Origin of the sequence: Nocardia pneumoniae NBRC 100136 (assembly GCF_000308755.1) — a bacterium.
GTDB lineage: Bacteria > Actinomycetota > Actinomycetes > Mycobacteriales > Mycobacteriaceae > Nocardia > Nocardia pneumoniae.
Genome location: NZ_BAGF01000049.1, coordinates 109,092 through 134,051 on the forward strand (window position 1 = coordinate 109,092; position 24,960 = coordinate 134,051).

Genomic DNA, 24,960 nt, shown 5'->3' on the forward strand with positions numbered 1-24,960 from the left:
GACATCGATCGATTCCGCAAGGGAATGCACGTCTCTCGCGAAACCGGTGAATCGAAGAACACCCACTCCTGGCGTGACACGATGATCGTATGGACGCCAAGGGAAATCCCGTGCTGTATGCCCTTGTGACCGGCTCCCCCGCCGCCCGGGATGTCGGCAAGCTGGTCACGATGGCGCAGGCGGACGGATGGGAGGTCTGCGTGATCGCTTCACCCTCCGGAACCCGTTTCATCGACATCGACGAACTCACCGCGCAGACCGGGTACCCGGTGCGCAGTGAGTACAAGGAGCCCGGCACACCGGATGTCCTTCCACCGCCGGACGGCATGATCGCCGCGCCGGTCACCGGGAACTCCGTCGCGAAATGGGCCGCCGGGATCTCCGACACGCTGCCGCTCGGGCTGCTGGTCGAAGGGCTGGGTAAGGGGCTGCCGATTGTGGCGGTGCCGTTCTCCAATCGCGCGCAGATGAGCTTTCCCGCGATCCAAGACGCGATGCGCAAACTGTCCGACTGGGGCGTCACGGTACTGACGGGCGAGGGCGAGCCGCATGAGCCGGGCACCGGAGAGTCACTCATCCCCCGGTTCCCATGGCATACGGCCTGGCAAGCGCTGCTGGCACACCCACGCGCCGTTGACCGAACTAACCCAGGGTTGGGGCAGTCGAGGCACCCGCGTTCTGCACGGTGTCGGTAGCTTGCCCGCGTGATCGAATCGGAGAAGAGCCACCGCGACCTCGCCACTTTGGTGGTACCCCGCGACGGCCGGGTGGTATCGACCGGAGAGTGCAGCGAGCCCTACCGGTTGCTCGATGCCGACGGCGAGTTGGTAGAGCCGGTGAGCTTGTTCCTGCGTGAACTGCTGGCAGGGGGCGATCTGCGGCAACACTACGTTCGTACGGCATGGACCTGCTGCGGTGGTGGCGCTTCACGCAGGCCGTCGAGGTCGACTGGGATCGGGCAACCCGAGTGGAGGCGCGCGACTTCAGCTGCTGGATCCAACGCGCCCATGCCCTTCGAAATCCGATGGATGGGTGGGCGCATGAGCGGGTCGGGCGCTACCGGCCGAAGGTGCCGCATCGGATTCCACGCGCGATTCCCGATCAGCGGTTCAACGCCCTCGCCGCCACGGCGCTCACCGACGCCAACACCTCGATCGGCTTTGAAACGTCTGTGGTCGTTTCGAACCACGCACAGCGGTGTCGGTTAGAGGCGTGTCGCGGTGTGGACGAGGTCGGCAACGGCTTTGGATCTGCTGTGTGGTGGCCAGGCGATGACGGTCGTGACGGCCGGTGCGTCCGGCACGGGCACGACGGCGTGGTCGTCGCGTAGCTGGTCTCGGAGCGACTCGGGCACGACCGCGCAGGCCAGTCCGAGCGCGATCAGTTGGAACAGTTGGGTGTGGTCGCGCACCTGCGGGCCGGGGCCGTCCGGATAGCTGCCATCCCGTCCAGGCCAGCGCGGCAGGGGCAGGTCGGTCTGGGTGTTGAGCTCGGCCAACGACAGATGCGTCCGGTTGGCGAGGGGATGACCCGCGGGCAGGACCACGACCTGTTGTTCGGTGCGCAGGTCCTCGGTGTCGAATCCGGCTGTCGTGTCGTAAGGCCGGTGGAGCAGAGCAACGTCGGCACGCCCGGTGCGCAGCAGACTTTCCGGCTGGCCTGGCCCGCACAGCATCACCTCGACGGCCACGGCGCCCGGTTCGGCGGCGTAGGCGTGCAGCAGCTTCGACAACAGTTCCCTGGAGGCTCCGGCCTTGGTGGCCAGCACCACACCGGGCTGCTCGGCCGCGGCGCGGCGGGTGCGCCGCTCGGCGGCTTCCACCGCGTCGAGCGCGGTCCGGGCCTCCCGCAGCAGCACTGCCCCGGCCTCGGTCAAAGCGATGGCGCGAGCGGTGCGGTGCAGCAGAACGACTCCGAGCCGCCGCTCGAGCTGCTGGATGGCTCGCGATAGTGGTGGTTGCGCCATCGCGAGCCGTTGCGCCGCCCGCCCGAAGTGCAACTCCTCGGCGACGGCGACGAAGTATCGCATCTCCCGCGTCTCCACCAGCTCATCGTATCCGGCGCTGACCACGATCAATACCCGTGCGGTATCGCCGCCCACCCGACCGGTCTTGGACGCTGCACCCGCAGCCGCAGCAGGATCGGCGGTGTGAGTGAACAGACGATCGCGCTGGTGACCGGCGCGAACAAAGGAATCGGATACGAGATCGCCGCGGGCCTGGGCGCCCTTGGCTGGCGAATCGGGGTGGGCGCGCGAGATCAACAACGCCGCGACACCGCGGTGGAGAAACTGCGCGCGGCCGGGACCGATGCATTCGGCGTACCGCTCGACGTGACCGACGACGCAAGTGTGGCCGCTGCGGCCGAATTGATCGCCGACCATGCCGGAGGGCTCGACGTCTTGGTCAACAACGCCGCGATCACCGGCGGCGTGCCGCAGACCCCGACCACGGTCGATCCCGCGACCGTGCGAGCTGTCGTGGAAACCAACGTGATCGGGGTCATCCGGGTCACCAACGCGATGCTGCCGATGCTGCGCGCCTCGGCCTCACCGCGAATCGTCAACATGTCCAGCAGCGTCGGTTCGCTCGCCCTGCAAACCACCCCAGGCATCGACATGGGCCCGGTTCCCGCCGCCTACTTGGCGTCGAAGACCTTCCTCAACGCCCTCACTATCCAATACGTCAAGGAACTGGCTGATACCAACATCCTGATCAACTCCGGCTGCCCCGGTTTCACCGCCACCGACCTCAACGGCTTCCGCGGCGTCCGCACACCACAACAGGGCGCGGCCATCGCGATTCACCTCGCGACCCTGCCCGACGACGGACCGACCGGCGGATTCTTCGACGACGCCGGAACGGTGCCGTGGTGAAGGCAGTCAGATACGACGAGTTCGGTGGAATCGAGATGTTGCGGGTCGACGAGGTCGACCGCCCCGTGCCCGACGACGGGCAGGTCCTGGTTCGGGTAAAGGCGGCAGGCATCAACCCCGGTGAGGCGGCCATCCGCACCGGCGCGATGGCCGACATCTTTCCCTCGACGTTTCCGTCCGGGCAGGGCAGCGATCTCGCCGGGGTTGTCGCCGAGGTCGGTGCCGGAGTCGACCGATTCTCGGTCGGCGACGAGGTGATCGGATTCTCCGAGAATCGGGCCGCCCAGGCCGAGCTGGTCCTGGTCGACGTCGACAACCTCACACCCAAACCGAACGGCGTCCCTTGGGCGGTGGCTGGCGGCCTCTACGTCGCCGGGGTGACCGCCTGGGGGGCAGTACATTCCGTGCAACTCGACAAGGGGGAGACCGTTGTCGTCTCCGCGGCAGCCGGAGGAGTCGGCTCGCTCGCCGTTCAGCTCGCTCGCCGTGCCGGAGCCACCGTCATCGGCTTGGCGAGCCAGCACAACCACGAATGGCTGCAAAGCCACGGCGTGATACCGGTCGCCTACGGTGACCACGCCATCGACCGGATCAAAGCCGCCGCACCGGGCGGCATCGATGCCTTCATCGACGCCCACGGCGGCGGGTACGTCGAACTCGCCCTTGCCCTGGGCGTCGCGGTCGAACGGATCGACACCATCGCCGATTTCGCGGCGGCCGCGAAGTACGGAGTCAAGACCGAACCCGCAACCAACGCCCCGCCGGGTGCCGAGGTACTCGCCGAATTGGCCGCCCTGATCGCCGAAGGACACCTCGAAGTCCCGATCGCGAACGTCTACCCCTTGGCACAGGTCCGCCAGGCCTACACCGAACTCGAACGCCGACACACCCACGGCAAAATCGTGCTCGAGCCCTAACCTGGACCAGCACAATGCAACCCGCTCCCAGAGGCACTCTCAACCACAGGATGAATCCTGTCGGGACTGTCCGGTCGGCCACCCGAGGGCCCGCGACAACCCGGACGACATATCCGATATTCGGCATGAGCGTGGGTTCGGGCGACTCCGGGATGGGCATGGCCGATTAGTTCAGAGAAGCCTGGCCGGGGTGGACCAGCGGATGTCCCACTGACCGCCGCCTCTGACAGAGCGGTGAACCGCCGGTCAGGATGACGGGCGGTTCAGCGCCCGCTCGATAAGACGATCGGCATATCCGGCGGCGTGGGGCCGGTCGGCGAAGGCGCGGCGCAGCCCGGTACACGCAGCCCGCAACTCCGGCGTCGGCCCGCTCTCGGCGAGCAGCACTACCAGAGCTTCCCAATGACCCACCTGTTTGTCCGGCAACGCGGACAACTCGTCGGCATAGCGGCCTGGTTTCAGCAACTCCGCCGACCGGCCCGCCGCCGCTGTCACGGCGGCGAGGAGATCAGAACGCAGCCGGTCCACGTCCGTGCCGTCGGTCACGTGCCACCGGTCGGCGCCGCCCGCTGACGTAACCCGGCCTTCGAGGATCCGGATACCGTCAGCTTCGCTTGCCTTGTCGATCGGGCGAGCAGCCCTGTGCTTCCACTCCCACCACGCCCTCGGCACCACGGACGTATTGATGTAGAACTGCTTGGCGTCCCAGCTCGAGCCGTGCGAACCCTGTTTCTGAACCACGGCGGCTCCCTCAGCGGTGACAAGCCTCCAGAGACCGCCGGAACCGCGAAAGCCCATCGGCCGAAGCGCGGCGCCGACATCCCGCATCAGGCTCTTCACGACCGCGTCGAGATCAAGCATTCTCCGACGATATAGCGCTCGATGGTGGAGCGTATCGCTCGCCGATGCGACACACCTGAAATCGGCGGCGGCTTCGTGTCGATGGAGGTCCGCGCGACGTTGCGGGATGCGGCTGCATGAGGTCGGTCGGCGCACTCTCTCCTGAGCAGCGCCCATTCCCGCCGACCGGCAATGCCGATCAGCCCGGGGTGCGGTCAGCGGGCGGAGGCGTTGGGACCGATCCACTGGTCGAACAGCCGGTCCACCTCACCTGTTGCGAGCTGGGTCGCCAGATAGGCGTTGAGCGCGGTGGACAAGACCGCGTCGTTCTTCCGCACCAGCAACACCTTGCCGAATGAGTCGAATGGCGCTTCCGGGTGGAGCACCTGGAGGTCCGGGTGCTGGCGGACGCGGTAGCGGCCCTCGACGGCGTCGGTGACGAATACGTCGGCGCGGCCCTGTTCGATCTCGCCGAAGATCGTCAGATTGTCCGGCCACAGGGTGAGCTGCGCCTCGGGGAAGTTCTTGCGAGCGAAGTCCTCGTTCGTACCACCGCGGTTCGCGATGACCCGGACGCCGGGACGGTTGATCTCCTCGATGGTCGAGTACGCGGCGCCGTTGGAGCGGCGGGTGATCGGGGTTTTGCCGTCGGTGCCGTAGGTGATCGAGAAGTCGGCGAAAGTGCGGCGGGACGGCTGGTCGGAGATGCCTCCAACGGCGATATCGCAGTTCCGCTCGGCGAAATCGGTTTTCAGCGTCGCCCACGTCACGGGCACGAACTCGATCGGACGGGCGAGCGCGGCGGCGAATCCGCGGGCGAGATCCACGTCCACCCCGCGGTAGCCGCCGTCGGCGACCGCGTACGGCGGGTAGTCGCCAGGGGTGCAGGCACGCAAGGCATTCGACGTGTCCTGCGCCGCCGCCGGAATCGCCACGGGGACAAGGGCGGTGCACCCGGCGACCAGCACCGCGCCGATGCGGCTCGACAGCCGCGTCATCCGGCTACGCACCGATCACTTCTCGTTGCGCGCCTTGGGGAAACGGGTCTGCTTGGCGACCCAGCCCGCCATCTTGGCCCAGTGGCCCTTGCGGGGCGTGACGGTCGAGGTGAGCTCGCGATCCCATTCGTCGGTCTCGGTGAGGCCGTCGACGGTGGCAACCAGATCCTTGGCGGCGTCCAGGTCGGGCACGACGCGGTCGCCGAGGACGCCGTCGGCGCCGACCAGGGTGAGCCGGACGCCGGCGCGCCCGATCGGCTGGAGCACGGCCGTGGCGGAGCCGCCGTGATCGGCGACGAATCCCTTGACGGACTCCACGAGGGCGCCCGACAGCTTCGTCGGGGGCGTGGCGGTTTCAGCACTCATGGCAGGCAGTTTACCGACCGGTAGGATGCGGTCCAGCCCCTCGGGTGTACAACTGGATCTCATGCGCGCCATTCAGGTTTCCGAGCACGGTGGTCCCGAGGTCCTGAAGTACGTGGAGGTGCCCGATCCGCAGATCGGGCCGGACCAGTTGCTGGTCGATACGCAGGCGATCGGTGTCAACTTCATCGACACCTATATCCGCACCGGGCGCTATCCGCAGGACGTCCCCTACATTCCCGGAGCGGAGGGCACCGGCGTCGTCGCCGAGGTCGGCGCGAATGTCACCGATTTCTCGGTCGGCGACCGGGTCGCCTGGGCGGCCGCGCCGGGCAGTTACGCTCCCAGAGTCGCGGTGAACGCCGCTGTCGCCATCGCGGTGCCGGACGCGGTCGATCCGCCGGTGGCCGCGTCCGCGCTGTTGCAGGGCATGACCGCGCACTACCTCATCGAATCCATCTACAAGCCGGAGCCCGGTGAGACCGTGCTGGTGCACGCGGGCGCGGGTGGTGTCGGGCTGATCCTGACCCAGCTCCTCACGGCACGCGGCGTGCGCGTGATCACGACCGTCTCCTCCGACGACAAGGAGACCCTGTCCCGCGCGGCGGGCGCGGCCGAGGTGCTGCGCTACGGCGACCAGCTCGCCGACCAGGTGCGCAAACTCACCGACGGGATCGGCGTGGCCGCGGTCTACGACGGCGTCGGTGCGGCGACTTTCGAATCGAGTCTTGCCTCGCTGCGCGTGCGCGGCATGCTCGCGCTGTTCGGCGGCGCGAGCGGGCCGGTGCCGCCGTTCGACCTGCAACGCCTCAGCACGTCCGGTTCGCTGTTCGTCACCCGGCCCACCCTCGCGCACTACACCCGCGATCGGGCTGAGCTCGCGTGGCGGGCGGGCGATGTCCTCGACGCCATCGCCAACGGTACGTTGAATATCCGCATCGGCGCGACCTATCCGCTCGCCGATGCCGAGCAGGCCCACCGCGACTTGGAAGGTCGCAAGACCACCGGTTCCATTGTCCTTCTTCCGTGAACTCGAGCAGAGGGCGATCGACGGGTGGCCCACCGTCAAGTTTCCTTCACGGCAAACAAGCGCCCGGGCGATGACTCCCTGAGTCGCCGCAACCGAACAGTCTCGTACGTCGAGTCGTACCGCGCGGTGTGGATGAGGCCGTCGAGCCGGAAACGCCCGCCGCGATGACGGGTGACATCCCCGGCCGAGCCCCGGGCACGGATCGGTCGGCGCGGAGAATCGTCCGCGCCGACCGGAACATTGTCAGGTGAGCTGTCGCGTCACTGGTTCGCGCCGGCGATACCGCCGATGATCCCGCCGATGACACAGCCGGGAAGTGCCCCGACGATCAGGAAGAGAAGGCCGATCAGCGCGCCCACGGCGCAACCGATCAACACGCCGGCGACCGTGGTGCCGGCGTCACCGATGAACTGCGGTGCACCCGGCTCCGGTGTCGCCGTGCCGATGGGAGTCAGGGTCAAGGTCGTCGCGGTGGCATCGATATCGGGCGCCACCCGCACCTCCTGGCCCGAGACGCTGCGCAGCGTCGTAGGCACCTGGCCGATTACCGAACCGTCCGGTGCCGCCACGGATACCCCGGTGGGTGTCAAGACGAATGAACCCGAGGCAAGGGTGACGGTCGCGCTGGACCGGTCGGACGCCACCGCGGCCGTGTACGCGACGCCCTGGTCGACACCGCTTATTTCCGGACCGGCCACGCCCGCCTCGCCATGGCCGGTCGCGGCCGTGACGCCCAGTGCGGCGGCGGAAAGAAGTGCTGTGGCGGCGATTTTCGCAATGATCATGATGGTTACCTGCAATCACGAGTCGATTCACCGCGGCCCCGAACATGAGCGCCCGGTTGCGGTCGTCGAATCGGCAGCACGCGGGGCGTGGCAAATCGGGATCCAATTATGCTGCCCTGAACAGGGATCCGGCCCTTCGGCACGTCCCTGATGAACAAACCGGGCTGTTCCCATGGTGCGCTCGATCGGACCACAATGGAATACCCCGGTTTTCAGGTGGCCGGGTCAGCCATCAGCGTAACCAGGCGGCAACCGCGCGGCTATGCCGCAGGCACTCCTGCGTCTCGAATTCGAGCTACCCCGACAGCTTCCGCTCGACGGCCTACAGCAATCATTCCGCGATTCCATGCAGGGCTCAGGGATCGGACTGCTCCATCGCGTCCCGTTCCGCAACACCCCTGCCTCTCGATGAACGACCCTGTGCTGCACCCGCTTCCATTCGACTGAGCTGCGCGACGGCAATGTGCTCAGTATTGATCTGCAGGTCGGTGTCGCTGGGTGACGCCGGTGGCGCTGCGCTGCGTTTCGGACGGAATCAGCTGGGTTCCGGGATATCCCGCCCGGTCAGCCCCCGGTAGATGAAGCGAGTCAGGCCCTCCACGGCCTGTTCGTCGGTCAACGCGACCGTGCCGTCCTCGACCGCGAGCAGCAGGCTCTGGGTGAGCAGGAACATCATCGCCAGGCTGGCGTCAGGTGTGCTCGGCAGCTGTAATCCCTTGCCGGGGAAGCCCGCCACATGGTCGGCGATGTCGGTGCGCTGCTGGACCGCGAAGTGGGCGACCATACGGGCGAAGTCCTCGTTGACCAGCGCCGCCTGATTCACCGCGCGCAGAACCGGCCCGTGCTCTCGCGCGAAGGTCCAATACCCGGCGACGTGGTAGCGCACGGCCTCCGGATCGCTGAAATCCGGGTTGTGATCGGCCCCTTCCGCGCGCTCGTCACCCGCGGCGGCCAGATCGTTCAGCAGCGCTTGGAGCAGTTCTTCCTTGCTCCCGAAGTGGTTGTAGAACGATCCGGCCGCCCGGCCCGCCTCCGTCGTGATGTCGGTGATCTTGGTGTTCAAGTAGCCGCGCTCGGCGAACAATCGCAGCGCCGCGGCTTTCAGCGCCTGCTCGGTTTCGGCCGACTTCTCCTTACGACTCAGCGACACCCGCCTCACCTCCTTGACAGGGAAACGTACCAACCGCGACACTGAATCAGCCTTCACTGAATCAGAATTCATCAGGAGTATGTCGTGTCAGGACTCGTTCTCGTCGTGGGCGCCGGACCCACCGGCCTCACCCTCGCTCTCGACCTCGCCCGCCGGAACATCCCGGTGCGAATCATCGACAAAGCCGCGACGTTCTTCGCGGGCTCCCGCGGCGACGGCATCCAGCCACGCACCCTGGAGGTCTTCGACGATCTGGAAGTACTGGACGCGGTGCTCGCGGCGGGGATGCCGACACCGGTGATGCGCGTTCATCTCGACGGAACGTTCGTCGCCGAGCGCAGGATGTCCGAGCCGGTCGAGCCGACTCCGGCCGTCCCCTACCCGAATCTGTGGGTGCTCGGCCAGTCCAGAACCGAGGCCATCCTGCGCGATCGGCTCGCCGAGTTCGGCGTGCAGGTGGAACTCGGCACCGCGCTGGTCGACTTCCCCCAGGACGACGACGGCGTCACCGCGACCGTGGAACACAACGGCGCGCGAGAGAGCGTGCGAGCCGCCTACCTGGTCGGCGCCGACGGCGGCAAGAGCACCGTCCGCAAGACGCTGGGCATCCCGTTCGAAGGCAGCACCGACGAGTCGATCCGCATGCTCCTCGGTGACGTGCGCGCCGACGCGCTCGACCACGAGTTCGGCTACTGGTTCGCCGCCGCCGCGCAGCCGATGGAGGGAATCGCGTTGTCACCGCTGCCCGGTGGGCGCCAGTTCCAGTTCGCCGCGCCGCTGGCCGACGACGCGCAGCCGAGCCTGGAACTGCTGCAGGAATACGTGGACCGCTACTGCGGACGCGACGACGTCACCCTCACCGACCTCACCTGGGTGACGGTGTGGCGGCCGAATGTGCGTCTGGCGCAGCGGTTCCGCGAGGGCCGGATATTCCTGGCCGGTGACGCCGCGCACGCGCACCCACCCACCGGCGGGCAGGGCATGAACACCGGCATCCAGGACGCCTACAACCTCGGCTGGAAGCTGGCCGCCGCCCTCGCCGGAGACGACACACTCCTGGACAGCTATGCGGCCGAACGCCGGATGGTGGCCGCCCGGGTGCTCGGGCTGAGCTCCGAACTGCTGGACAAGCTGGTCGACGGCGCCGAGGACGCGATGGAGCGCGGACCGGAGACCCAGCAGTTGGACATCAGCTACCGCGACCCCGCGGTGCGCGCGGCGCTGGCCGTCGGCGATCGCGCGCCGGACGCGCCGCTGAAGGATGACGCGGGACGCCCGGTGCGGCTGTTCGATCTGTTCCGCGGGCCGCACGCGACGCTGTTGTCGTTCGGCGCTCCAGTCGAGGCCGAGCCGGGCGTGCCCGCGTATGCGGTGGTCCGCCTGGGAACCGTGATCGCGGGGCCGCACGTGGTGGACGTCGACGGGCACGCGCACGCCGCCTACGCCGCGACCGAGGGCACCCGGATACTCGTGCGGCCGGACGGCTACGTGGGCGCGATCAGCTGAAGAAGCTGCCGATGGTGTCCCAGCCGAGCACCGAGTCCACCGCGAGGCCGCAGAACACCACGGCCAGGTAGTTGTTCGACTGGAGGAACAGCCGCAGCGGCTTCACCGATTCGCCGCGCCGCACGCCCGCGTACAGCTGGTGGGCCATGAGCAGGAACCACGCTCCGGCCACCAGCGCGACGGCCGCGTAGATGACGCCGGTCGCCGGCACGAGGGCCAGCGTGGTGAGCACGGTCAGCCAGGTGTAGATGACGATCTGCCGGGTGACGGTCCGCTCGGTGGCCACCACCGGCAGCATCGGCACCCCGGCCGCGCGGTAGTCCTCCTTGTAGCGCATGGCCAGCGCCCAGGTGTGCGGCGGCGTCCAGAAGAAGATGACGCCGAACAGCGCGATGGCGGGCCAGCCGATGCCTCCGGTCACCGCCGACCAGCCGACCAGCGCCGGCATGCAGCCGGCGGCGCCGCCCCACACCACGTTCTGCGAGGTGCGGCGCTTGAGGCCAAGCGTGTACACGAAGACGTAGAACAGGATCGTCGCCACCACGAGCAGGCCGCTGAGCAGGTTCGCCTGCCACCACAGCCAGGCGAAGGAGCCGAGGCCGAGCGCGACGCCGAAGACGAAGGCGTTCGACGTCGGCACCGCCTCCCGGGCCAGCGGCCGCTTGGCGGTGCGCTTCATCATCTTGTCGATGTCGGCGTCGGCGACGCAGTTGAGCGTGTTCGCGCTCGCCGCGCCCATCCAGCCGCCGAACAGCGTGGCCAGGATCAGGCGGATGTCGACGGTGCCGCGGTCGGCGAGCAGCATGGTCGGGATCGTGGCGACGAGCAGCAGCTCGATCACCCTCGGCTTGGTCAGCGCGATGTAGGCCAGCACTCGCCGCAGCAGCCGGGACGGTAGGCCCGGACCCGTGAACCGGTCGGCCAGCGCCGTCGCGGAGGAGCCGTGCGCACCATCGCCACCCGGCTGTCGCCCAATCCGCACTGTCTCTCCTCGCACGCTGTGCATCGCATCCGGCATGGACCAGCAGCGCTCGTCCCGCTGGTCCGGATGTGCCAGTACCGGACACCCGTCCGCCCCGGCGCCCCCTCCGACCGGTGCGGCGCGACTACTACTACAAAGGATGGTAGACCCCTGCCGCCCCCGCCCTTCTCCTCGCCCCCGCGCAACGGCACGGGAATGTGACCGACCAGACCGGGCATTCCGCGCGTTCGATCATCCGCCATCGAGGCGGTCGTACTCCTGTATCCGAGGAGTTCTGTTCACGCGGGTTACGTCCTGCCGCGGAATGCACTTCGATTCGGGTCTGGAGTTCTCGGCCGCTCGGAGGAGGCCGCAACGTGAGCGCGAACACACAGCACGGCACAGCCGATGCACGCCCGCAGGCACCGTTACCGGCCGACTGCCGTACACCCATCGATCGACGACACTCCAGGCCCGTCGATACGAAGCGGTGGGAGACCGTTCACCGACCGGCTCGCCTCGCGAGGGGCGAAGCAATCACGAACCGCGGCTGTCCCGGCGCGAGCCGCAACGGGGGTGCGAACACGCAGCGCCGCACGCGCCGCAAAACGCCACGGCAAAACAACACAGGGTTACTGCTGTGCCGGTCACCGCGCACATCTAGGGTAGTTGGGTAAACCCGGTATGCACGCCGTAGCTGCCGCGCGATCATCGCCGTCAGAACCCACCCGCCGTCGACGAACCAATGTCAGGAGAACCTCGGTCGTGTCGATCACAGACGACATCCGCGCCCTCACTCAGCCGAACCACCCGGACGACTGGACGGATCTGGACACCAAGGCTGTCGACACCATTCGGGTCCTCGCCGCCGACGCGGTGCAGAACGCCGGAAACGGTCACCCCGGTACCGCGATGAGCCTGGCGCCGCTGGCGTACACCCTCTACCAGCGCACCATGCGCATCGACCCCACCGATCCCAGCTGGGTCGGCCGGGACCGGTTCGTGCTGTCGTGCGGCCACTCCAGCCTCACCCAGTACATCCAGCTGTACCTGGCGGGTTTCGGCCTGGAACTGGACGACCTGAAGAACCTGCGCAAGTGGGGCTCGCTCACCCCGGGTCACCCGGAGTTCCGCCACACCGACGGCGTCGAGATCACCACCGGCCCGCTCGGCCAGGGCTTGGCCTCGGCGGTCGGCATGGCGATGGCGGCGCGGCGCGAGCGTGGTCTGTTCGACCCGGACGCCGCACCCGGAACGAGCCCGTTCGACCATTTCATCTACGTGGTCGCCTCCGATGGTGACCTGGAGGAGGGCGTCACCTCCGAGGCGTCGTCGATCGCGGGCACCCAGCAGCTGGGCAACCTGGTCGTGATCTACGACGACAACAAGATCTCCATCGAGGACGACACCACCATCGCCTTCACCGAGGACGTCGCCGCGCGCTACGCGGCCTACGGCTGGCACGTGCAGGTGGTCGAGGGCGGCGAGGACGTCGTCGCCATCGAGGCCGCGCTGGCCGCCGCCAAGGCCGAGACCGAGAAGCCCTCGATCATCGTGCTGCGCACCATCATCGGCTACCCGGCGCCCGGCAAGATGAACACCGGCTCCGCGCACGGCGCCGCGCTGGGCGCCGACGAGGTCGCCGCCACAAAGAAGGTGCTCGGCTTCGACCCCGAGCAGAGCTTCCAGGTCGACCCGGCGGTGATCGCGCACACCCGCAAGGTCGTCGACCGCGGGCGGCAGGCGCACGCGGAGTGGCAGCAGTCGTTCGACGCGTGGGCCGCGGCCAACCCGGAGAACAAGGCGCTGTTCGACCGCCTCACCGCGCGGCGGCTGCCGGAGAACTGGGCCGCGAATCTGCCCAGCTACGAACCGGATCCGAAGGGCATGGCCACCCGCAAGGCCTCCGGCAAGGTGCTCGCCGCGCTGGCCCCGGTGCTGCCGGAGCTGTGGGGCGGTTCGGCCGACCTGGCCGAGTCCAACAACACCACCATGCCCGACCAGCCCAGCTTCGGGCCGGAGTCGATCTCGACCGGCATGTGGAAGGCCAACCCGTACGGCCGCACGCTGCACTTCGGTGTCCGCGAGCACGCGATGGGCGCGATCCTCAACGGCATCGCGCTGCACGGCCCGACCCGCCCCTACGGCGGCACCTTCCTGGTGTTCAGCGACTACATGCGCCCCGCCGTCCGCCTGGCCGCGCTGATGCGGGTGCCCGCGATCTACGTGTGGACCCACGACTCCATCGGCCTGGGCGAGGACGGCCCCACGCATCAGCCGATCGAGCACCTGGCCGCGCTGCGCGCCATCCCCGGCCTGAACGTGGTCCGTCCCGGCGACGCCAACGAGACCACCTACGCCTGGCGCACCATCCTCGAGCGCGACAGCAGCGAGCACACCTCGCACTTCTCGGTGTCGGAGCCGCCGCACCAGGACGGCCCGTCCGGGCTGGCGCTGACCCGCCAGGACCTGCCGATCCTGGAAGGCACCAGCTACGAGGGCGTGTCGAAGGGCGGTTACGTCCTGGCCGAGGCGTCCACCGGCACCCCGCAGGTGATCCTGATCGCCACGGGTTCGGAGCTCCACCTCGCCGTCGCCGCCCGCACTACGCTGGAGGAGCAGGGCATCGCCACCCGCGTGGTGTCGATGCCGTGTGTGGAGTGGTTCGACGCGCAGGACAAGGCGTACCGGGACGAGGTGCTTCCGCCCGCGATCGCCGCACGCGTCGTCGTCGAGGCCGGTATCGCCATGCCGTGGCACCGGTTCGCCGGTGACGCGGGCGAGATCGTGTCGATCGAGCACTTCGGCGCCTCCGCCGACTACAAGACCCTGTTCCGCGAATTCGGCTTCACTCCGGAAGCCGTCGTTGCCGCCGCGCAGCGCACGCTCGAGAACGTGAAGGGATAGCGCTCATGGCTCAGAACGAAAACCTCGCCGCCCTGTCGGCGGCGGGGGTGTCCGTATGGCTCGACGATCTGTCCAGGGACCGGATCCGCTCCGGCAACCTGGCCGAGCTGATCGACACCCGTGGCGTCGTCGGGGTCACCACCAACCCGACGATCTTCCAGGGCGCGCTCAGCCAGGGCCACAGCTACGACAGCCAGCTGAAAGAGCTTGCCGCCCAAGGCGCCGACGCCGATGCCGCCATCCGCACCATCACCACCGACGACGTCCGCGCGGCCTGCGACGTGTTCGCTCCGGTCTTCGAAGCGACCGGCGGCGTGGACGGCCGGGTCTCCATCGAGGTCGATCCCCGCCTGGCGTTCGACGCGGACAAGTCCATCGCGCAGGCGGTCGAGCTGTGGAAGATCGTCGACCGGCCCAACCTGTTCATCAAGATCCCGGCCACCGAGGAAGGTTTGCCCGCGATCACCGCGGTGCTCGCCGAGGGCATCAGCGTCAATGTCACGCTGATCTTCTCGGTCCAGCGCTACCGCGCGGTGATGGGCGCCTACCTGGACGGCGTGCGGAAGGCGAAGGTCGCCGGGCACGATCCGGCCAAGATCCACTCGGTCGCCTCGTTCTTCGTGTCCCGGGTCGACACCGAGATCGACAAGCGGCTGGAGGCGATCGGCACCGAGGAGGCGCTCGCGCTGCGCGGGAAGGCCGGTATCGCCAACGCCCGCCTCGCCTACGCCGAGTACCAGGACGTGTTCGACGGTGGCAAGCACACCTCCACCTACACGAACCTGGCCGCCTCCGGCGCGAATCGCCAGCGGCCGCTGTGGGCGTCGACCGGCGTGAAGAACCCGGACTACTCCGACACCATGTACGTCACCGAGCTGGTCGCCCCCAACACGGTGAACACGCTGCCGGAGAAGACCCTCCAGGCGGTCGCCGATCACGGCGAGATCCGCGGCGACACCGTCACGGGGACCGCCGCGGCGGCCAAGGAGGTCTTCGACCAGCTCGTCGCGGTCGGCATCGACCTGGACGACGTGTTCGCGGTGCTCGAGCGCGAAGGCGTGGAGAAGTTCGAGAAGTCGTGGGAGGAGCTGCTTTCCGCCACGGCCGCGGAGTTGACGTCGGCCGCCGCGTCCGGCTCTGACGCGTCCGGGGACAGCTGACCGATGGCCGGTACAGCGCCCACGGGTCGAGCGGCCGCGAACGATTGGCACAACCCGCTGCGCGACAGCCGGGACCAACGGCTTCCGCGCATCGCGGGACCGTGCAGCATGGTGATCTTCGGGGTCACCGGTGACCTGTCCCGGAAGAAGCTGATGCCGGCCATCTACGACCTGGCGAACCGGGGGCTGCTGCCCCCGGCTTTCGGGTTGGTCGGCTTCGCTCGCCGCGACTACGCCGACGAGGACTTCGCCTCGGTCGTCCTCGACGCGGTGAAAACGCACTCGCGCACCCCGTTCCGCCAGGAGGTCTGGGACCAGCTCGCGGAGGGCATCCGCTTCGTGCAGGGCACCTTCGACGACGACGCCGCGTTCGACCGGCTCGCCGACACCCTGGCCACCCTGGACAAGGAGCGCGGCACGGGCGGCAATCACGCCTTCTACCTGTCGATCCCGCCGAAGACGTTCCCCGTCGTGCTCGACCAGCTCTCCGAGCACGGCCTGGCGCAGACGAAGGGGCTCGACGAAGCGGGCCGCAAGCCGTGGCGCCGGGTGGTGATCGAGAAGCCGTTCGGGCACGACCTGGAAAGCGCCCAGGAGCTCAACGCGCTGGTCAACCGGGTGTTCCCGGAGGAGACGGTGTTCCGCATCGACCACTACCTCGGTAAGGAGACGGTGCAGAACATCTTGGCGCTGCGCTTCGCCAACCAGTTGTACGAACCGATCTGGAACGCCAACTTCGTCGACCACGTGCAGATCACCATGGCCGAGGACATCGGATTGGGCGGCCGCGCCGGCTACTACGACGGCATCGGCGCCGCGCGGGACGTGATCCAGAATCACCTGCTGCAACTGCTGGCGCTCACCGCCATGGAGGAACCGATCAGCTTCGAGCCCAAGCAGTTGCAGACCGAGAAGATCAAGGTGCTCTCGGCGACCAAGCTCATCGAACCGCTGGACGAGACCACCGCGCGCGGGCAATACGCGGAGGGCTGGCAGGGCAGCGAGCACGTGGTGGGACTGCTGGACGAGGAAGGGTTCGATCCGAATTCGCGGACCGAGACCTATGCCGCGATCAGCCTGGAAGTCGACACCCGCCGCTGGGCGGGCGTCCCGTTCTTCCTGCGCACCGGCAAACGATTGGGGCGCAGGGTGACCGAGATCGCGGTGATCTTCAAGCGGGCGCCGCACCTGCCGTTCGACCAGACCATGACCGAGGAACTGGGGCAGAACGCGCTGGTCATCCGAGTGCAGCCGGACGAGGGCATCACCACGCGGTTCGGCTCGAAGGTGCCGGGCTCCAGCATGGAAGTGCGCGATGTCAACATGGACTTCAGCTACGGTGAGGCGTTCACCGAGTCCTCTCCCGAGGCGTACGAGCGCCTGATCCTCGACGTGCTGCTCGGGGTGCCGTCGCTGTTCCCGGTCAACGCGGAGGTCGAATTGTCCTGGCGGATCCTGGATCCGGTGCTCGAGCACTGGGCCGCCGATGGCAAACCGGAGCCGTACGAGGCGGGCACCTGGGGTCCGGCGTCGGCCGAGGAGATGCTCGCCCGCACCGGGCGGGAATGGCGGCGGCCGTGATCGTCGACATGCCGGAGACCAAGACCAGCGAGGTCACCAAGCGTCTGGTGCAGCTGCGCGAGAGCAACGGCGTGATCACCATGGGCCGGGTGCTCACCCTGGTGGTGTGCACGCTGGACAGCTCGGAGGCCGAGGACGCTATCGACGCCGCGAACGACGCCAGCCGCGAGCATCCCTGCCGGGTGGTGGTGCTGGCACGCGGTGACCGGGAAGCCGCCACCCGGCTGGACGCGCAGATCCGGGTGGGCGGCGACGCGGGAGCGGCCGAGGTGATCGTGCTGCGCCTGCAGGGCGAGCTGATCAACCACGAAAGCAGCGTCGTCATCCCGTTCCTCCTGCCGGATACGCCGGTGGTCGCCTGGTGGCCGCGCGGAGCCCCGGAGTTCCCGTCCAAGGACTCGGTGGGTCGGCTGGCGACCCGGCGCATCACCGACGCCACGTTCGCGGCCGATCCGCAGGCGGCGATCAAGAAGCGGCTCGGCTCCTACGCGACCGGCGACTCCGATCTGGCCTGGAGCCGGATCACCTATTGGCGCGCACTGCTGGCCGCCGCCATGGACGAGCCGCCGTTCGAGCTGGTGGAGTCGGCGACGGTGTCCGGTCTGCGCGACGAACCCGCCCTGGACATGCTGGCGGGCTGGCTGGCGGCCCGGCTGGGCTGCCCGGTTCGCCGCCGCACCGGACCCTTGCACGTGGAACTGCACCGCCGCACGGTCTCCATCGCGATCGAGCGACCGCAGACCGGCCGCACCGCCACGCTCACCCGCACCGGCGACCCCGTGCAGCGGATCGCATTGGCGCGCAGGGAGACTCGCGACTGCCTCGCCGAGGAACTACGCAGGTTGGACGCCGACGACATCTACGCGGAGGCACTGGCCGGAATCGAGAAGGTGATCTATGAGTGACCACACCGATTCACCCTTTCCCAGCGACACCGTCGAGGTCCACCTCGACACCGAGTCACTCGTCGCCGCCGCGGCGGCCCGCTTCGTGTCGGTCGTCGCCGCCGCCCAAGCCCAGCGCGGTGCGGCGTCGGTGGTGCTGACCGGCGGCGGCACCGGCATCGCCCTGCTGGAGCAGGTGCGCAAATCGCCCGGTGACATCGACTGGTCCCGGCTCGACGTGTTCTGGGGCGACGAGCGTTTCGTGCCCGCGGGCGATCCGGAGCGCAACGACCTGCAAGCCAGGCAGGCCCTGCTCGACCACGTACCGGTGGACCCGGCGCGGGTGCATCCGGTAGCCGCCTCCGACGGCGAGTACCCCGACCCCGTGGAGGCGGCGGCCGAGTACTCCACGGCCGTGCACGCCTATCTCACCGAGCACGGCGCGTTCGATCTGCATCTGCTCGGGATGGGCGGCGAGGGGCACGTGAACTCGCTGTTCCCGCACACCGACGCCGTGCGCGAGGACCACGAGCTCGTTGTCGCCGTGACGGATTCGCCGAAGCCGCCGCCGGTGCGGGTGACCCTGACCCTGCCCGCGGTCCGGCGGTCGCGCCACGTCGTGCTGGTGGTCGGCGGCGCGGCCAAGGCCGAAGCGGTCGCCGCGGCCATCGGCGGAGCCGACCCGCTGGACATCCCCGCGGCCGGTGCGACAGGTATCGACTCCACCACCTGGCTGCTCGATCGCGAGGCCGCGGCAGCGCTGCGCTGAGACGGGATTTCATCCGGAGTTCTTTATATCCGCAGGAAGAATAACGGCTGATAATCGTCCGGACGGTGTAGTTGTACGAGATGATCGTGCGGTGACCGACCAGGGAGTGGATCTGGACGAGCGGTTGCGCACCGCGATCGCCGCACTCGCGCCGCGGCCGAGCCGCCCGGCGAGTCAGCCGATCGGGCCCGGCAGTGCGGTGACCGGCGCGACCTGCCTGGAACTGTTCGAATCGCAGGCGACGAGCAGGCATCTGGATCTCGCGGCGCGACACCTCGGCAGCGCCCGGCGCGGTTATTACAGCATCGGGTCCTCCGGTCACGAAGGGAACGCCGCCTTGGCGGCGGCCCTGCGGACCTCCGATCCCGTTTTGCTGCACTACCGATCGGGGGCGTTCTTCGTGCACCGGGCGCGGCGCGTACCCGGCCTCGACCCGATCCGCGACGTGCTGCTAGGGGTGGTCGCGGCGGCAGCGGATCCGATCTCGGGCGGGCGGCACAAGGTGTTCGGCAGCGCGGCGGCGAACGTCATCCCGCAGACCTCCACCATCGCGTCGCACCTTCCGCGCGCGGTCGGGTTGGCCTTCGCGATCGATCGTGCCGCGCGACTGGGCGTTTCCAGCCCGTGGCCCTCGGACTCGGTGGTGCTGTGCAGTTTCGGCGACGCGTCGGCGAACCACTCCACCGCGGCCGGGGCGATCAACGCCGCGATCCATACCGCTCACCAAGGGATTCCGATGCCGATCCTGTTCGTCTGCGAGGACAACGGCATCGGCATCAGCGTTCCCACGCCACCGGACTGGATCGACCAGGCGTACGGCCATCGGCCCGGTTTGCGGTACTTCAGCGCGGACGGTTGCGACGCCGTCGACGCGCTGACCACCGCGAGCACCGCCGCGCAGTGGGTCAGGGACAACCGGGCGCCCGCGTTCCTGCGTCTGCGGACCGTCCGGCTGCTCGGTCACGCGGGTTCCGACGTGGAGGCCGCCTACCGCCGCGCCGCCGATATCGCCGCCGACGTGCTCCGCGATCCGGTGCTGGCGACCGCGCGGCTGCTGGTCGATTCCGGCGTGGTCACGCCCGCCGACGTGCTCGACCGCTACGTCGACCTGGGTCGCCGCGTCGCCGCGACAGCCGAAAATGTCCGCGCGGAACCGAAACTCGCCTCCGCGGCGGCGGTGATCGCGCCGATCGGTCCTTCTCGCCCCGCCTTGGTGCGGGCGGACGCGCTCAGAGCCGATCCCCTGCCGGACGACGGTCGCTCCGAAGCGCCGAGCCGGGCGGATCGGGCGATCCCACGCACCGATGCGTTTCACCGCACGAACACGAACGGCTCTGCCGCGCAGGGCGATCCCGTGACACTCGCTCAGGCGATCAACAACACGCTCGCAGACCTGCTGGCTCGCGATCGCGATGTGCTCGTCTTCGGGGAGGACGTCGGCCGCAAGGGCGGCGTGTACGGCGTCACCAAGGGATTACAGAAGACGTTCGGCGCGCGCCGCGTATTCGACACCTTGCTGGACGAGCAGAGTGTGCTCGGCACCGCACTCGGCGCGGCGCTGGCCGGGTTCGTACCGATTCCGGAGATCCAGTATCTGGCCTACCTGCACAACGCCGCCGACCAGATTCGTGGCGAAGCGGCCACGCTGTCGTTCTTCTCCGACGGCCGCTACCGCAACCCGATGGTGGTGCGGATCGCCGGATACGCCTATCAGAAAGGGTTCGGCGGTCACTTCCACAACGACAACTCGATCGCCGCGCTGCGCGACATCCCCGGCGTGATCGTCGCCTCCCCATCCCGCGCCGACGATGCCGCGGCAATGCTGCGGACCTGCGTGTCCGCCGCCCGCGTGGATGGCAGGGTGTGCCTGTTCCTGGAGCCCATCGCGCTCTATCACACCCGCGACCTGCACACGCCCGGCGACGACGGCTGGCTGGCGCGCACGTCCCGCACTGAGCACGTCGAGATAGGCCGAGCCCGCGTCTACGGCGACGGCACGGACCTGACCTTGGTCAGCTTCGCCAACGGCGTGCCGATGAGCCTGCGCGTGGCGCGACGCCTGGCCCGACACGGTATCCATGCCCGCGTGCTCGACCTGCGCTGGCTGGCTCCGCTTCCGGTGGACGACCTGGTGCAACACGCACGCGCGACCGGCCGGGTCCTCGTCGCGGACGAGACCCGCCGGAGCGGCGGCGTGTCCGAGTCGATCTGCGCGGCCCTGGTCGATGCCGGTTTCGCGGGAGCGCTCGCGCGCGTCACCAGCGACGACAGTTTCGTGCCGCTCGGCCCCGCCGCCGATACCGTGCTGCTCGACGAGGACCGGATCGACGCCGCGGCGCGCGCGCTGATGGGCCGAGCGGCACAGCGGGGGCTGCCGGACGAAGTTCGTCCAGCTCACGCCAGGCCGATCGAAGACTGAGGGGCCGCATGCGCAGCCGGACCAAGTCCGTCCAGTCCTGCACCAGCCGTGCGAAGACTGAGGCAGCCGCACGACAGGCGTAGCCGGACCAAGTCTGTCCAGTCCCTGCGCCAGCCGTGCGAAAGCTGAAGCAACCGCATGACAGGCGCAGCCAAGTCTGTCCAGTCCCTGCGCCAGCGGTGCGATGGCAGAGCAACCGCATGACAGGCGCAGCCGGATGTCCGCAGTTCTGCGCAGACTCAGCGAAGGCGCGGCAACCGCCGCGACGCACGCGCGGCGCGCCGACGCTCGGCATTCGCGGGAATTCGATTCGGGCAGGGAATAGTGGAAATACAGTGAGGTGACGGTGACCAGCAGCGGAAGGACACGGCAATGACCACGATGTCCATGCTCGGCGAGGTACGGCCGGAGCACGAGCACACAGCCGACGGCGATCTGGTGCTGCTGCACTACCTGCGTTCCTTCCACAAGCCCGTTCTGGACGTGTGGTCGGCGGCCACCGAGCGCGGCCAGCTGTCCCGCTGGCTCGGCTCTGTCTCCGGCGGCAATGGCAACCTCACCATCGAGTTGCTCGACGGTCCCGTTCCGGGTCCGGTCGCGGTGCGCGTCGACCATTGCCAGGCCCCGCACGAACTGGTGGTACACGTCGACGGCTCCCTCCTCGAAGTCCGCATGAGCCAGGTCGGCGTGGTCACCACCGTCGAACTGACCCGCCGCCACGTCTCCCCCGCCGACGCGGCCGTCATCGGCCCACGCTGGCAATACCTGCTCGACCGCCTCACCGCCTACCTCGACTACCAGCCGCTGCCGCGGTGGTCGGACTACCCGAAGCTGACCGAGGAATACCGCTAGGCGGCCGCCTTGGCCCGGCGGTTCAGTAGAAGAACCCGGCGATGCCCCAGCCGGGACGGGCCTGGGCCTCGCGGATCCATTCGACGCAGGACTCGATGGCGGCGAGTACCTCGTGGTCGACCTCCTCGCGTTGCGGTGGCGTAGTCGACTCCCACTGCACCAGCGCTTCCGCGCACTGCTCCGGTGTCCATTCGCCGTAGCCGGGCAGATCGTCCGGTTGGGGCAGCGCGGGCGGCAGCGAGTGGTACATGAAGTCGCGGACGCTGATCGCCTTGATGCCGAGCGTGGCGAGTCCGTCATCGATGTGATCGAGCCAGCGGCCACGGAACGCGGAGAAGTAGCGGTTGTCGACGAACCGGCCGTAGAACTGGCAGATCGTCTGGTAGGCGTAGCCGTATTGGAAGCCGTAGGACGGATCGAACGGGCCGCCATCGATGACGGCGCGCACCGCCTCGTAGCGGGTGGGCGCGCCAGCCGCGATCTCCTCGGCGAACCAGTCGTCATCGTGGGTCAGCTGTGCCTTGAACCGGCCGCCGATCATCCGCCGGAGCTTGTCGTCCCTGGACCCGATGGCGGCGGAGACCCTGTCCAGTTCGACGACGTAGATGCTCAGGCTATAGCTCATTCACCAGACATTAGCGGTGCCCACCGACAGCGAACCGCGCTGGCCTCGAAGAGTTTTCAGATCAGGCGGAGATCTCGGAGGGGTGCGCCGCCAGGTGGCGCAGATGCGCGGTGAGCAATGCGTTCACCTCGGCGGTCCGCTCCAGCTGCACGAGGTGGCCCGCGTCGGCGATCTCGGTCACCGCGCGCAGATCGACGACATGCTCCCGCATGGTGGCCAGCGGATCACGGCCGCTGAATCCCTCCATGTCGGGATCGCGATCGCCGTACAAGAAATAGGCGGGCACAGCGACTTTCGCGTCCGCGTAGTCGGCGCTCAGTTCCCAATTGCGGTCCAAGCTGCGGTACCAGTTCAATCCGCCGGTGAACCCCGTGCGTTCGAAATCTCCTGCCAGCGTGTCCACTTCGTGTCCGCTCAGCCAGCGCCACGGCAGCGCGGGGGCCTCCGGCAGCACGTCGAGGTAGCCGGTGCCTTCCGCCGGGAAGCGCCACGTGTCCAGATAGTGATAGTCGGCGCTCAACGCGAAATACACGCGGGTGAGAAATTCCCGCGGGCACGCGCCGAGTTCCGCGTCGGCGACGCCGGGGGTCTGAAAGTAGTGCAGGTGCAGGAAGTGTCGTGCGGCGGCCTTGGCCCACAGCTGCGAAGGGGCACGGGGCGGACGGGGCGCGAACGGATTGTTCAGGACGATGACGGCGCGCACCCGCTCCGGGGCGCGCAATGCCAGTTCCCACACCAGCGCGGCACCGAAGTCCAAGCCCACGAACACCGCCTGCTCGGCGCCGATGTCATCGAGCAGACCGAGCAGGTCGGCGCAGACGGCGCGATTGGTGTACGCCTCGAGGTCGCCGGGCGCGTCGGTCTGTCCGTAGCCGCGCAGGTCGGGCGCGATGGCACGATATCCCGCCGCGGCGACCGCGGGGAGCTGGCGGTGCCAGACGTACCAGGTGTGCGGAAAGCCGTGGCAGAAGATCACCGGCTGCCCCTCCCCCTGCTCGGCGAGGTGCATGCGGATACCGTTGGTCGTCACGAACCGATGCGTCAGCTCCACTCAGGCCTCCTGAACCGTGGACTAGAACACGTTATCGTTTCACGGTAGTGTTCCGATTCCGTGAGCGGAATAGCCGACGGGCTCGAAGGCAAGATCGCGGTGGTCACCGGCGCCAGCCGCGGTATCGGCAAGGGGATCGCGCTGGAGTTGGGCGCGGCGGGCGCGACCGTGTTCGTCACCGGGCGCTCGACCGCCCAGGGACGTTTGCCCGGCACCGTGCACGCGACGGCCGCCGAAATCGACGCGGCGGGCGGGGTGGGCATACCGTTCGTCTGCGATCACCGCGACGACGACGCGGTCGAGCGGCTGTTCGAACTGATCCGCACCGAGCACGGCAGGCTGGACGTGCTGGTGAACAACGTCTACAACTCCCCCGCCGCGGCCCGGTGGCTGGGCAAGCCGTTCTGGGAGGTTCCTCCGGCGGCCTGGGACGAGACCTTCGACGTGGGCGTCCGATCACATTATGTGGCAAGTGTTTTCGCCGCGCCCCTGCTGATCGAATCGGGCGGACTGATCGTCAACATCTCCTCGCCCGGGGCGCGCAGGTATATGCACAACGCCGTATACGGCGTCGCGAAGTGTGCCCTGGACCGGCTGACCGCCGACATGGCGCACAATCTCGCGGGCACCGAGGTGACCGTGGTCTCGCTCTGGCCGGGCATCGTGGATACCGAGCTGCTGCAACTTGTTCCGGCCGACGCGCACGGGCACCGGCTGGTCACGCTGCCCGGCGAGGGCACCTTCGACCTCGCCGAGGCGCAGACGCCGCGCTTCACCGGCCGCGCCGTCGTCGCGCTGGCCACCGATGCCGGGCGCCGCTCGCGCACCGGACTGCCGTGGCGAGTCGCCGATCTCGCGGAGTACTACGGTTTCACCGACGTCGACGGGCGCGTTCCGCGCACCGATTGACGATCGGAGCACGCCGATGCGCTGCCCCGGGGACGGGGGGCGCGGTAACTCCGATCAGGCGAACTTGATCTCCAAGCCGATGCCGAGGATGGCGATCAGCCAGATGACGCCGGTGAAGATGGTGACGCGGTCGAGGTTCTTCTCCACGACCGTGGAGCCGGACAGACTGGACTGCACGCCGCCGCCGAACAGGCTGGACAGACCTCCACCCTTGGCGCGGTGCAGCAGCACCAGCAGCACCAGCAGCACGCTGGTGATGATCAGGAGGATATCCAGGAACATCCGCATGCCGGACAGTGTATGCGGTCGGTGCGATCGCACCGAATCAGGCACTGGGCGTCGCCGCGCCCGCTCCTAGTGCGGGTCGATCGCCACCAG

At 68.5% G+C, this 24,960-nt stretch carries 23 protein-coding genes and 1 pseudogene; 14 read left to right on the plus strand and 10 right to left on the minus strand.

The features are described from left to right. Positions 1–89: 89 nt before the first annotated feature. Together ON34_RS15425 and ON34_RS38105 are read left to right on the plus strand one after the other, a co-directional pair. Entirely contained in the window at positions 90–695 is a 606-nt protein-coding gene (locus tag ON34_RS15425; protein ID WP_083889468.1) for a flavoprotein, read from the plus strand. A 206-nt stretch (positions 696–901) separates the two neighbouring features. After that, positions 902–946 (plus strand): annotated as a pseudogene (locus tag ON34_RS38105) (hypothetical protein); the annotation flags it as partial. A 258-nt stretch (positions 947–1,204) separates the two neighbouring features. Here ON34_RS38105 and ON34_RS15430 read toward each other — a convergent pair. Beyond that, positions 1,205–2,101 carry a LysR family transcriptional regulator gene (locus ON34_RS15430; RefSeq protein ID WP_218003895.1) on the minus strand — a complete coding sequence of 299 codons (897 nt, stop codon included), beginning with the start codon at positions 2,099–2,101 and terminating at the stop codon, positions 1,205–1,207. Between the two features lie 48 nt (positions 2,102–2,149). Here ON34_RS15430 and ON34_RS15435 point away from each other — a divergent pair, with 48 nt between their 5' ends. Both ON34_RS15435 and ON34_RS15440 read left to right on the plus strand, forming a co-directional pair. Next, positions 2,150–2,875, plus strand: a complete 726-nt coding sequence (locus tag ON34_RS15435; protein ID WP_040779920.1) for an SDR family NAD(P)-dependent oxidoreductase — start codon at positions 2,150–2,152, stop codon at positions 2,873–2,875. Then, a complete protein-coding gene (locus ON34_RS15440) occupies positions 2,869–3,792 on the plus strand; it encodes an NADP-dependent oxidoreductase (RefSeq protein ID WP_040779923.1) in 924 nt (307 codons plus the stop codon). The genes ON34_RS15435 and ON34_RS15440 overlap by 7 nt, the downstream gene beginning before the upstream one ends. Positions 3,793–4,038: 246 nt before the next feature. On the opposite strand, the gene ON34_RS33600 is transcribed toward ON34_RS15440, so the two are convergent. The 3 genes from ON34_RS33600 to ON34_RS15455 form a co-directional block, all read right to left on the minus strand. Further along, the gene (locus tag ON34_RS33600; protein WP_051022683.1) at positions 4,039–4,653 is read right to left on the minus strand and encodes a DUF4304 domain-containing protein; all 615 of its coding nucleotides are present in this window, start codon (positions 4,651–4,653) and stop codon (positions 4,039–4,041) included. A gap of 194 nt (positions 4,654–4,847) precedes the next feature. Further along, positions 4,848–5,630 (minus strand): transporter substrate-binding domain-containing protein, encoded by a 783-nt coding sequence (locus ON34_RS15450; protein ID WP_040779925.1) that lies wholly within the window; start codon positions 5,628–5,630, stop codon positions 4,848–4,850. Between the two features lie 15 nt (positions 5,631–5,645). After that, positions 5,646–5,996, minus strand: coding sequence for a hypothetical protein (locus ON34_RS15455; protein ID WP_040779927.1), 351 nt, complete (start codon positions 5,994–5,996; stop codon positions 5,646–5,648). A gap of 61 nt (positions 5,997–6,057) precedes the next feature. On the opposite strand from ON34_RS15455, the gene ON34_RS15460 reads away from it, so the two are divergent. Next, positions 6,058–7,023 (plus strand): quinone oxidoreductase family protein, encoded by a 966-nt coding sequence (locus tag ON34_RS15460; RefSeq protein ID WP_040779985.1) that lies wholly within the window; start codon positions 6,058–6,060, stop codon positions 7,021–7,023. A 260-nt stretch (positions 7,024–7,283) separates the two neighbouring features. On the opposite strand, the gene ON34_RS15465 is transcribed toward ON34_RS15460, so the two are convergent. Continuing rightward, a complete protein-coding gene (locus tag ON34_RS15465) occupies positions 7,284–7,823 on the minus strand; it encodes a DUF8020 domain-containing protein (RefSeq protein ID WP_245548046.1) in 540 nt (179 codons plus the stop codon). Between the two features lie 520 nt (positions 7,824–8,343). Continuing rightward, positions 8,344–8,958, minus strand: coding sequence for a TetR/AcrR family transcriptional regulator (locus ON34_RS15470; protein ID WP_245548047.1), 615 nt, complete (start codon positions 8,956–8,958; stop codon positions 8,344–8,346). Positions 8,959–9,042: 84 nt separating this feature from the next. Between ON34_RS15470 and ON34_RS15475 the strand changes: the two genes are divergently transcribed. Continuing rightward, positions 9,043–10,464, plus strand: coding sequence for an FAD-dependent monooxygenase (locus ON34_RS15475; protein WP_040779931.1), 1,422 nt, complete (start codon positions 9,043–9,045; stop codon positions 10,462–10,464). On the opposite strand, the gene ON34_RS15480 is transcribed toward ON34_RS15475, so the two are convergent. After that, entirely contained in the window at positions 10,457–11,446 is a 990-nt protein-coding gene (locus ON34_RS15480; RefSeq protein WP_040779987.1) for a heme o synthase, read from the minus strand. The genes ON34_RS15475 and ON34_RS15480 overlap by 8 nt on opposite strands. A 744-nt stretch (positions 11,447–12,190) precedes the next feature. Here ON34_RS15480 and tkt point away from each other — a divergent pair. From tkt to ON34_RS15515, 7 genes are all read left to right on the plus strand, one after another. Continuing rightward, positions 12,191–14,332: a transketolase gene (gene tkt, locus ON34_RS15485; RefSeq protein WP_040779933.1), complete on the plus strand. Its 2,142-nt coding sequence runs from the start codon at positions 12,191–12,193 to the stop codon at positions 14,330–14,332. A 5-nt stretch (positions 14,333–14,337) separates the two neighbouring features. Beyond that, the gene (gene tal / locus ON34_RS15490) at positions 14,338–15,492 is read left to right on the plus strand and encodes a transaldolase (protein ID WP_040779935.1); all 1,155 of its coding nucleotides are present in this window, start codon (positions 14,338–14,340) and stop codon (positions 15,490–15,492) included. Positions 15,493–15,495: 3 nt separating this feature from the next. Continuing rightward, positions 15,496–17,073, plus strand: a complete 1,578-nt coding sequence (gene zwf / locus ON34_RS15495) for a glucose-6-phosphate dehydrogenase (protein ID WP_040779937.1) — start codon at positions 15,496–15,498, stop codon at positions 17,071–17,073. Continuing rightward, positions 17,070–17,978, plus strand: coding sequence for a glucose-6-phosphate dehydrogenase assembly protein OpcA (gene opcA, locus ON34_RS15500; RefSeq protein WP_174372038.1), 909 nt, complete (start codon positions 17,070–17,072; stop codon positions 17,976–17,978). Before zwf ends, opcA begins: the two co-directional genes overlap by 4 nt. Beyond that, positions 17,971–18,726 carry a 6-phosphogluconolactonase gene (gene pgl, locus ON34_RS15505; protein ID WP_040779941.1) on the plus strand — a complete coding sequence of 252 codons (756 nt, stop codon included), beginning with the start codon at positions 17,971–17,973 and terminating at the stop codon, positions 18,724–18,726. The genes opcA and pgl overlap by 8 nt, the downstream gene beginning before the upstream one ends. Before the next feature lie 91 nt (positions 18,727–18,817). Continuing rightward, positions 18,818–21,145: a thiamine pyrophosphate-dependent enzyme gene (locus ON34_RS15510; protein WP_174372039.1), complete on the plus strand. Its 2,328-nt coding sequence runs from the start codon at positions 18,818–18,820 to the stop codon at positions 21,143–21,145. Between the two features lie 372 nt (positions 21,146–21,517). Next, positions 21,518–21,997 carry an SRPBCC family protein gene (locus tag ON34_RS15515; RefSeq protein WP_040779943.1) on the plus strand — a complete coding sequence of 160 codons (480 nt, stop codon included), beginning with the start codon at positions 21,518–21,520 and terminating at the stop codon, positions 21,995–21,997. A gap of 22 nt (positions 21,998–22,019) precedes the next feature. Here the strand turns inward: ON34_RS15515 and ON34_RS15520 are convergent, their stop codons facing one another. Together ON34_RS15520 and ON34_RS15525 are read right to left on the minus strand one after the other, a co-directional pair. After that, positions 22,020–22,622: a DUF7691 family protein gene (locus ON34_RS15520; protein WP_040779944.1), complete on the minus strand. Its 603-nt coding sequence runs from the start codon at positions 22,620–22,622 to the stop codon at positions 22,020–22,022. Positions 22,623–22,683: 61 nt separating this feature from the next. Beyond that, positions 22,684–23,673: an alpha/beta hydrolase gene (locus ON34_RS15525; RefSeq protein ID WP_040779946.1), complete on the minus strand. Its 990-nt coding sequence runs from the start codon at positions 23,671–23,673 to the stop codon at positions 22,684–22,686. Positions 23,674–23,733: 60 nt separating this feature from the next. Between ON34_RS15525 and ON34_RS15530 the strand changes: the two genes are divergently transcribed. Beyond that, positions 23,734–24,582, plus strand: a complete 849-nt coding sequence (locus ON34_RS15530; protein WP_040779948.1) for an SDR family NAD(P)-dependent oxidoreductase — start codon at positions 23,734–23,736, stop codon at positions 24,580–24,582. 54 nt (positions 24,583–24,636) lie between these two features. Here ON34_RS15530 and secG read toward each other — a convergent pair whose 3' ends face one another. Next, positions 24,637–24,870, minus strand: a complete 234-nt coding sequence (secG, locus tag ON34_RS15535; RefSeq protein ID WP_039798855.1) for a preprotein translocase subunit SecG — start codon at positions 24,868–24,870, stop codon at positions 24,637–24,639. Between the last annotated feature and the right edge of the window lie 90 nt (positions 24,871–24,960).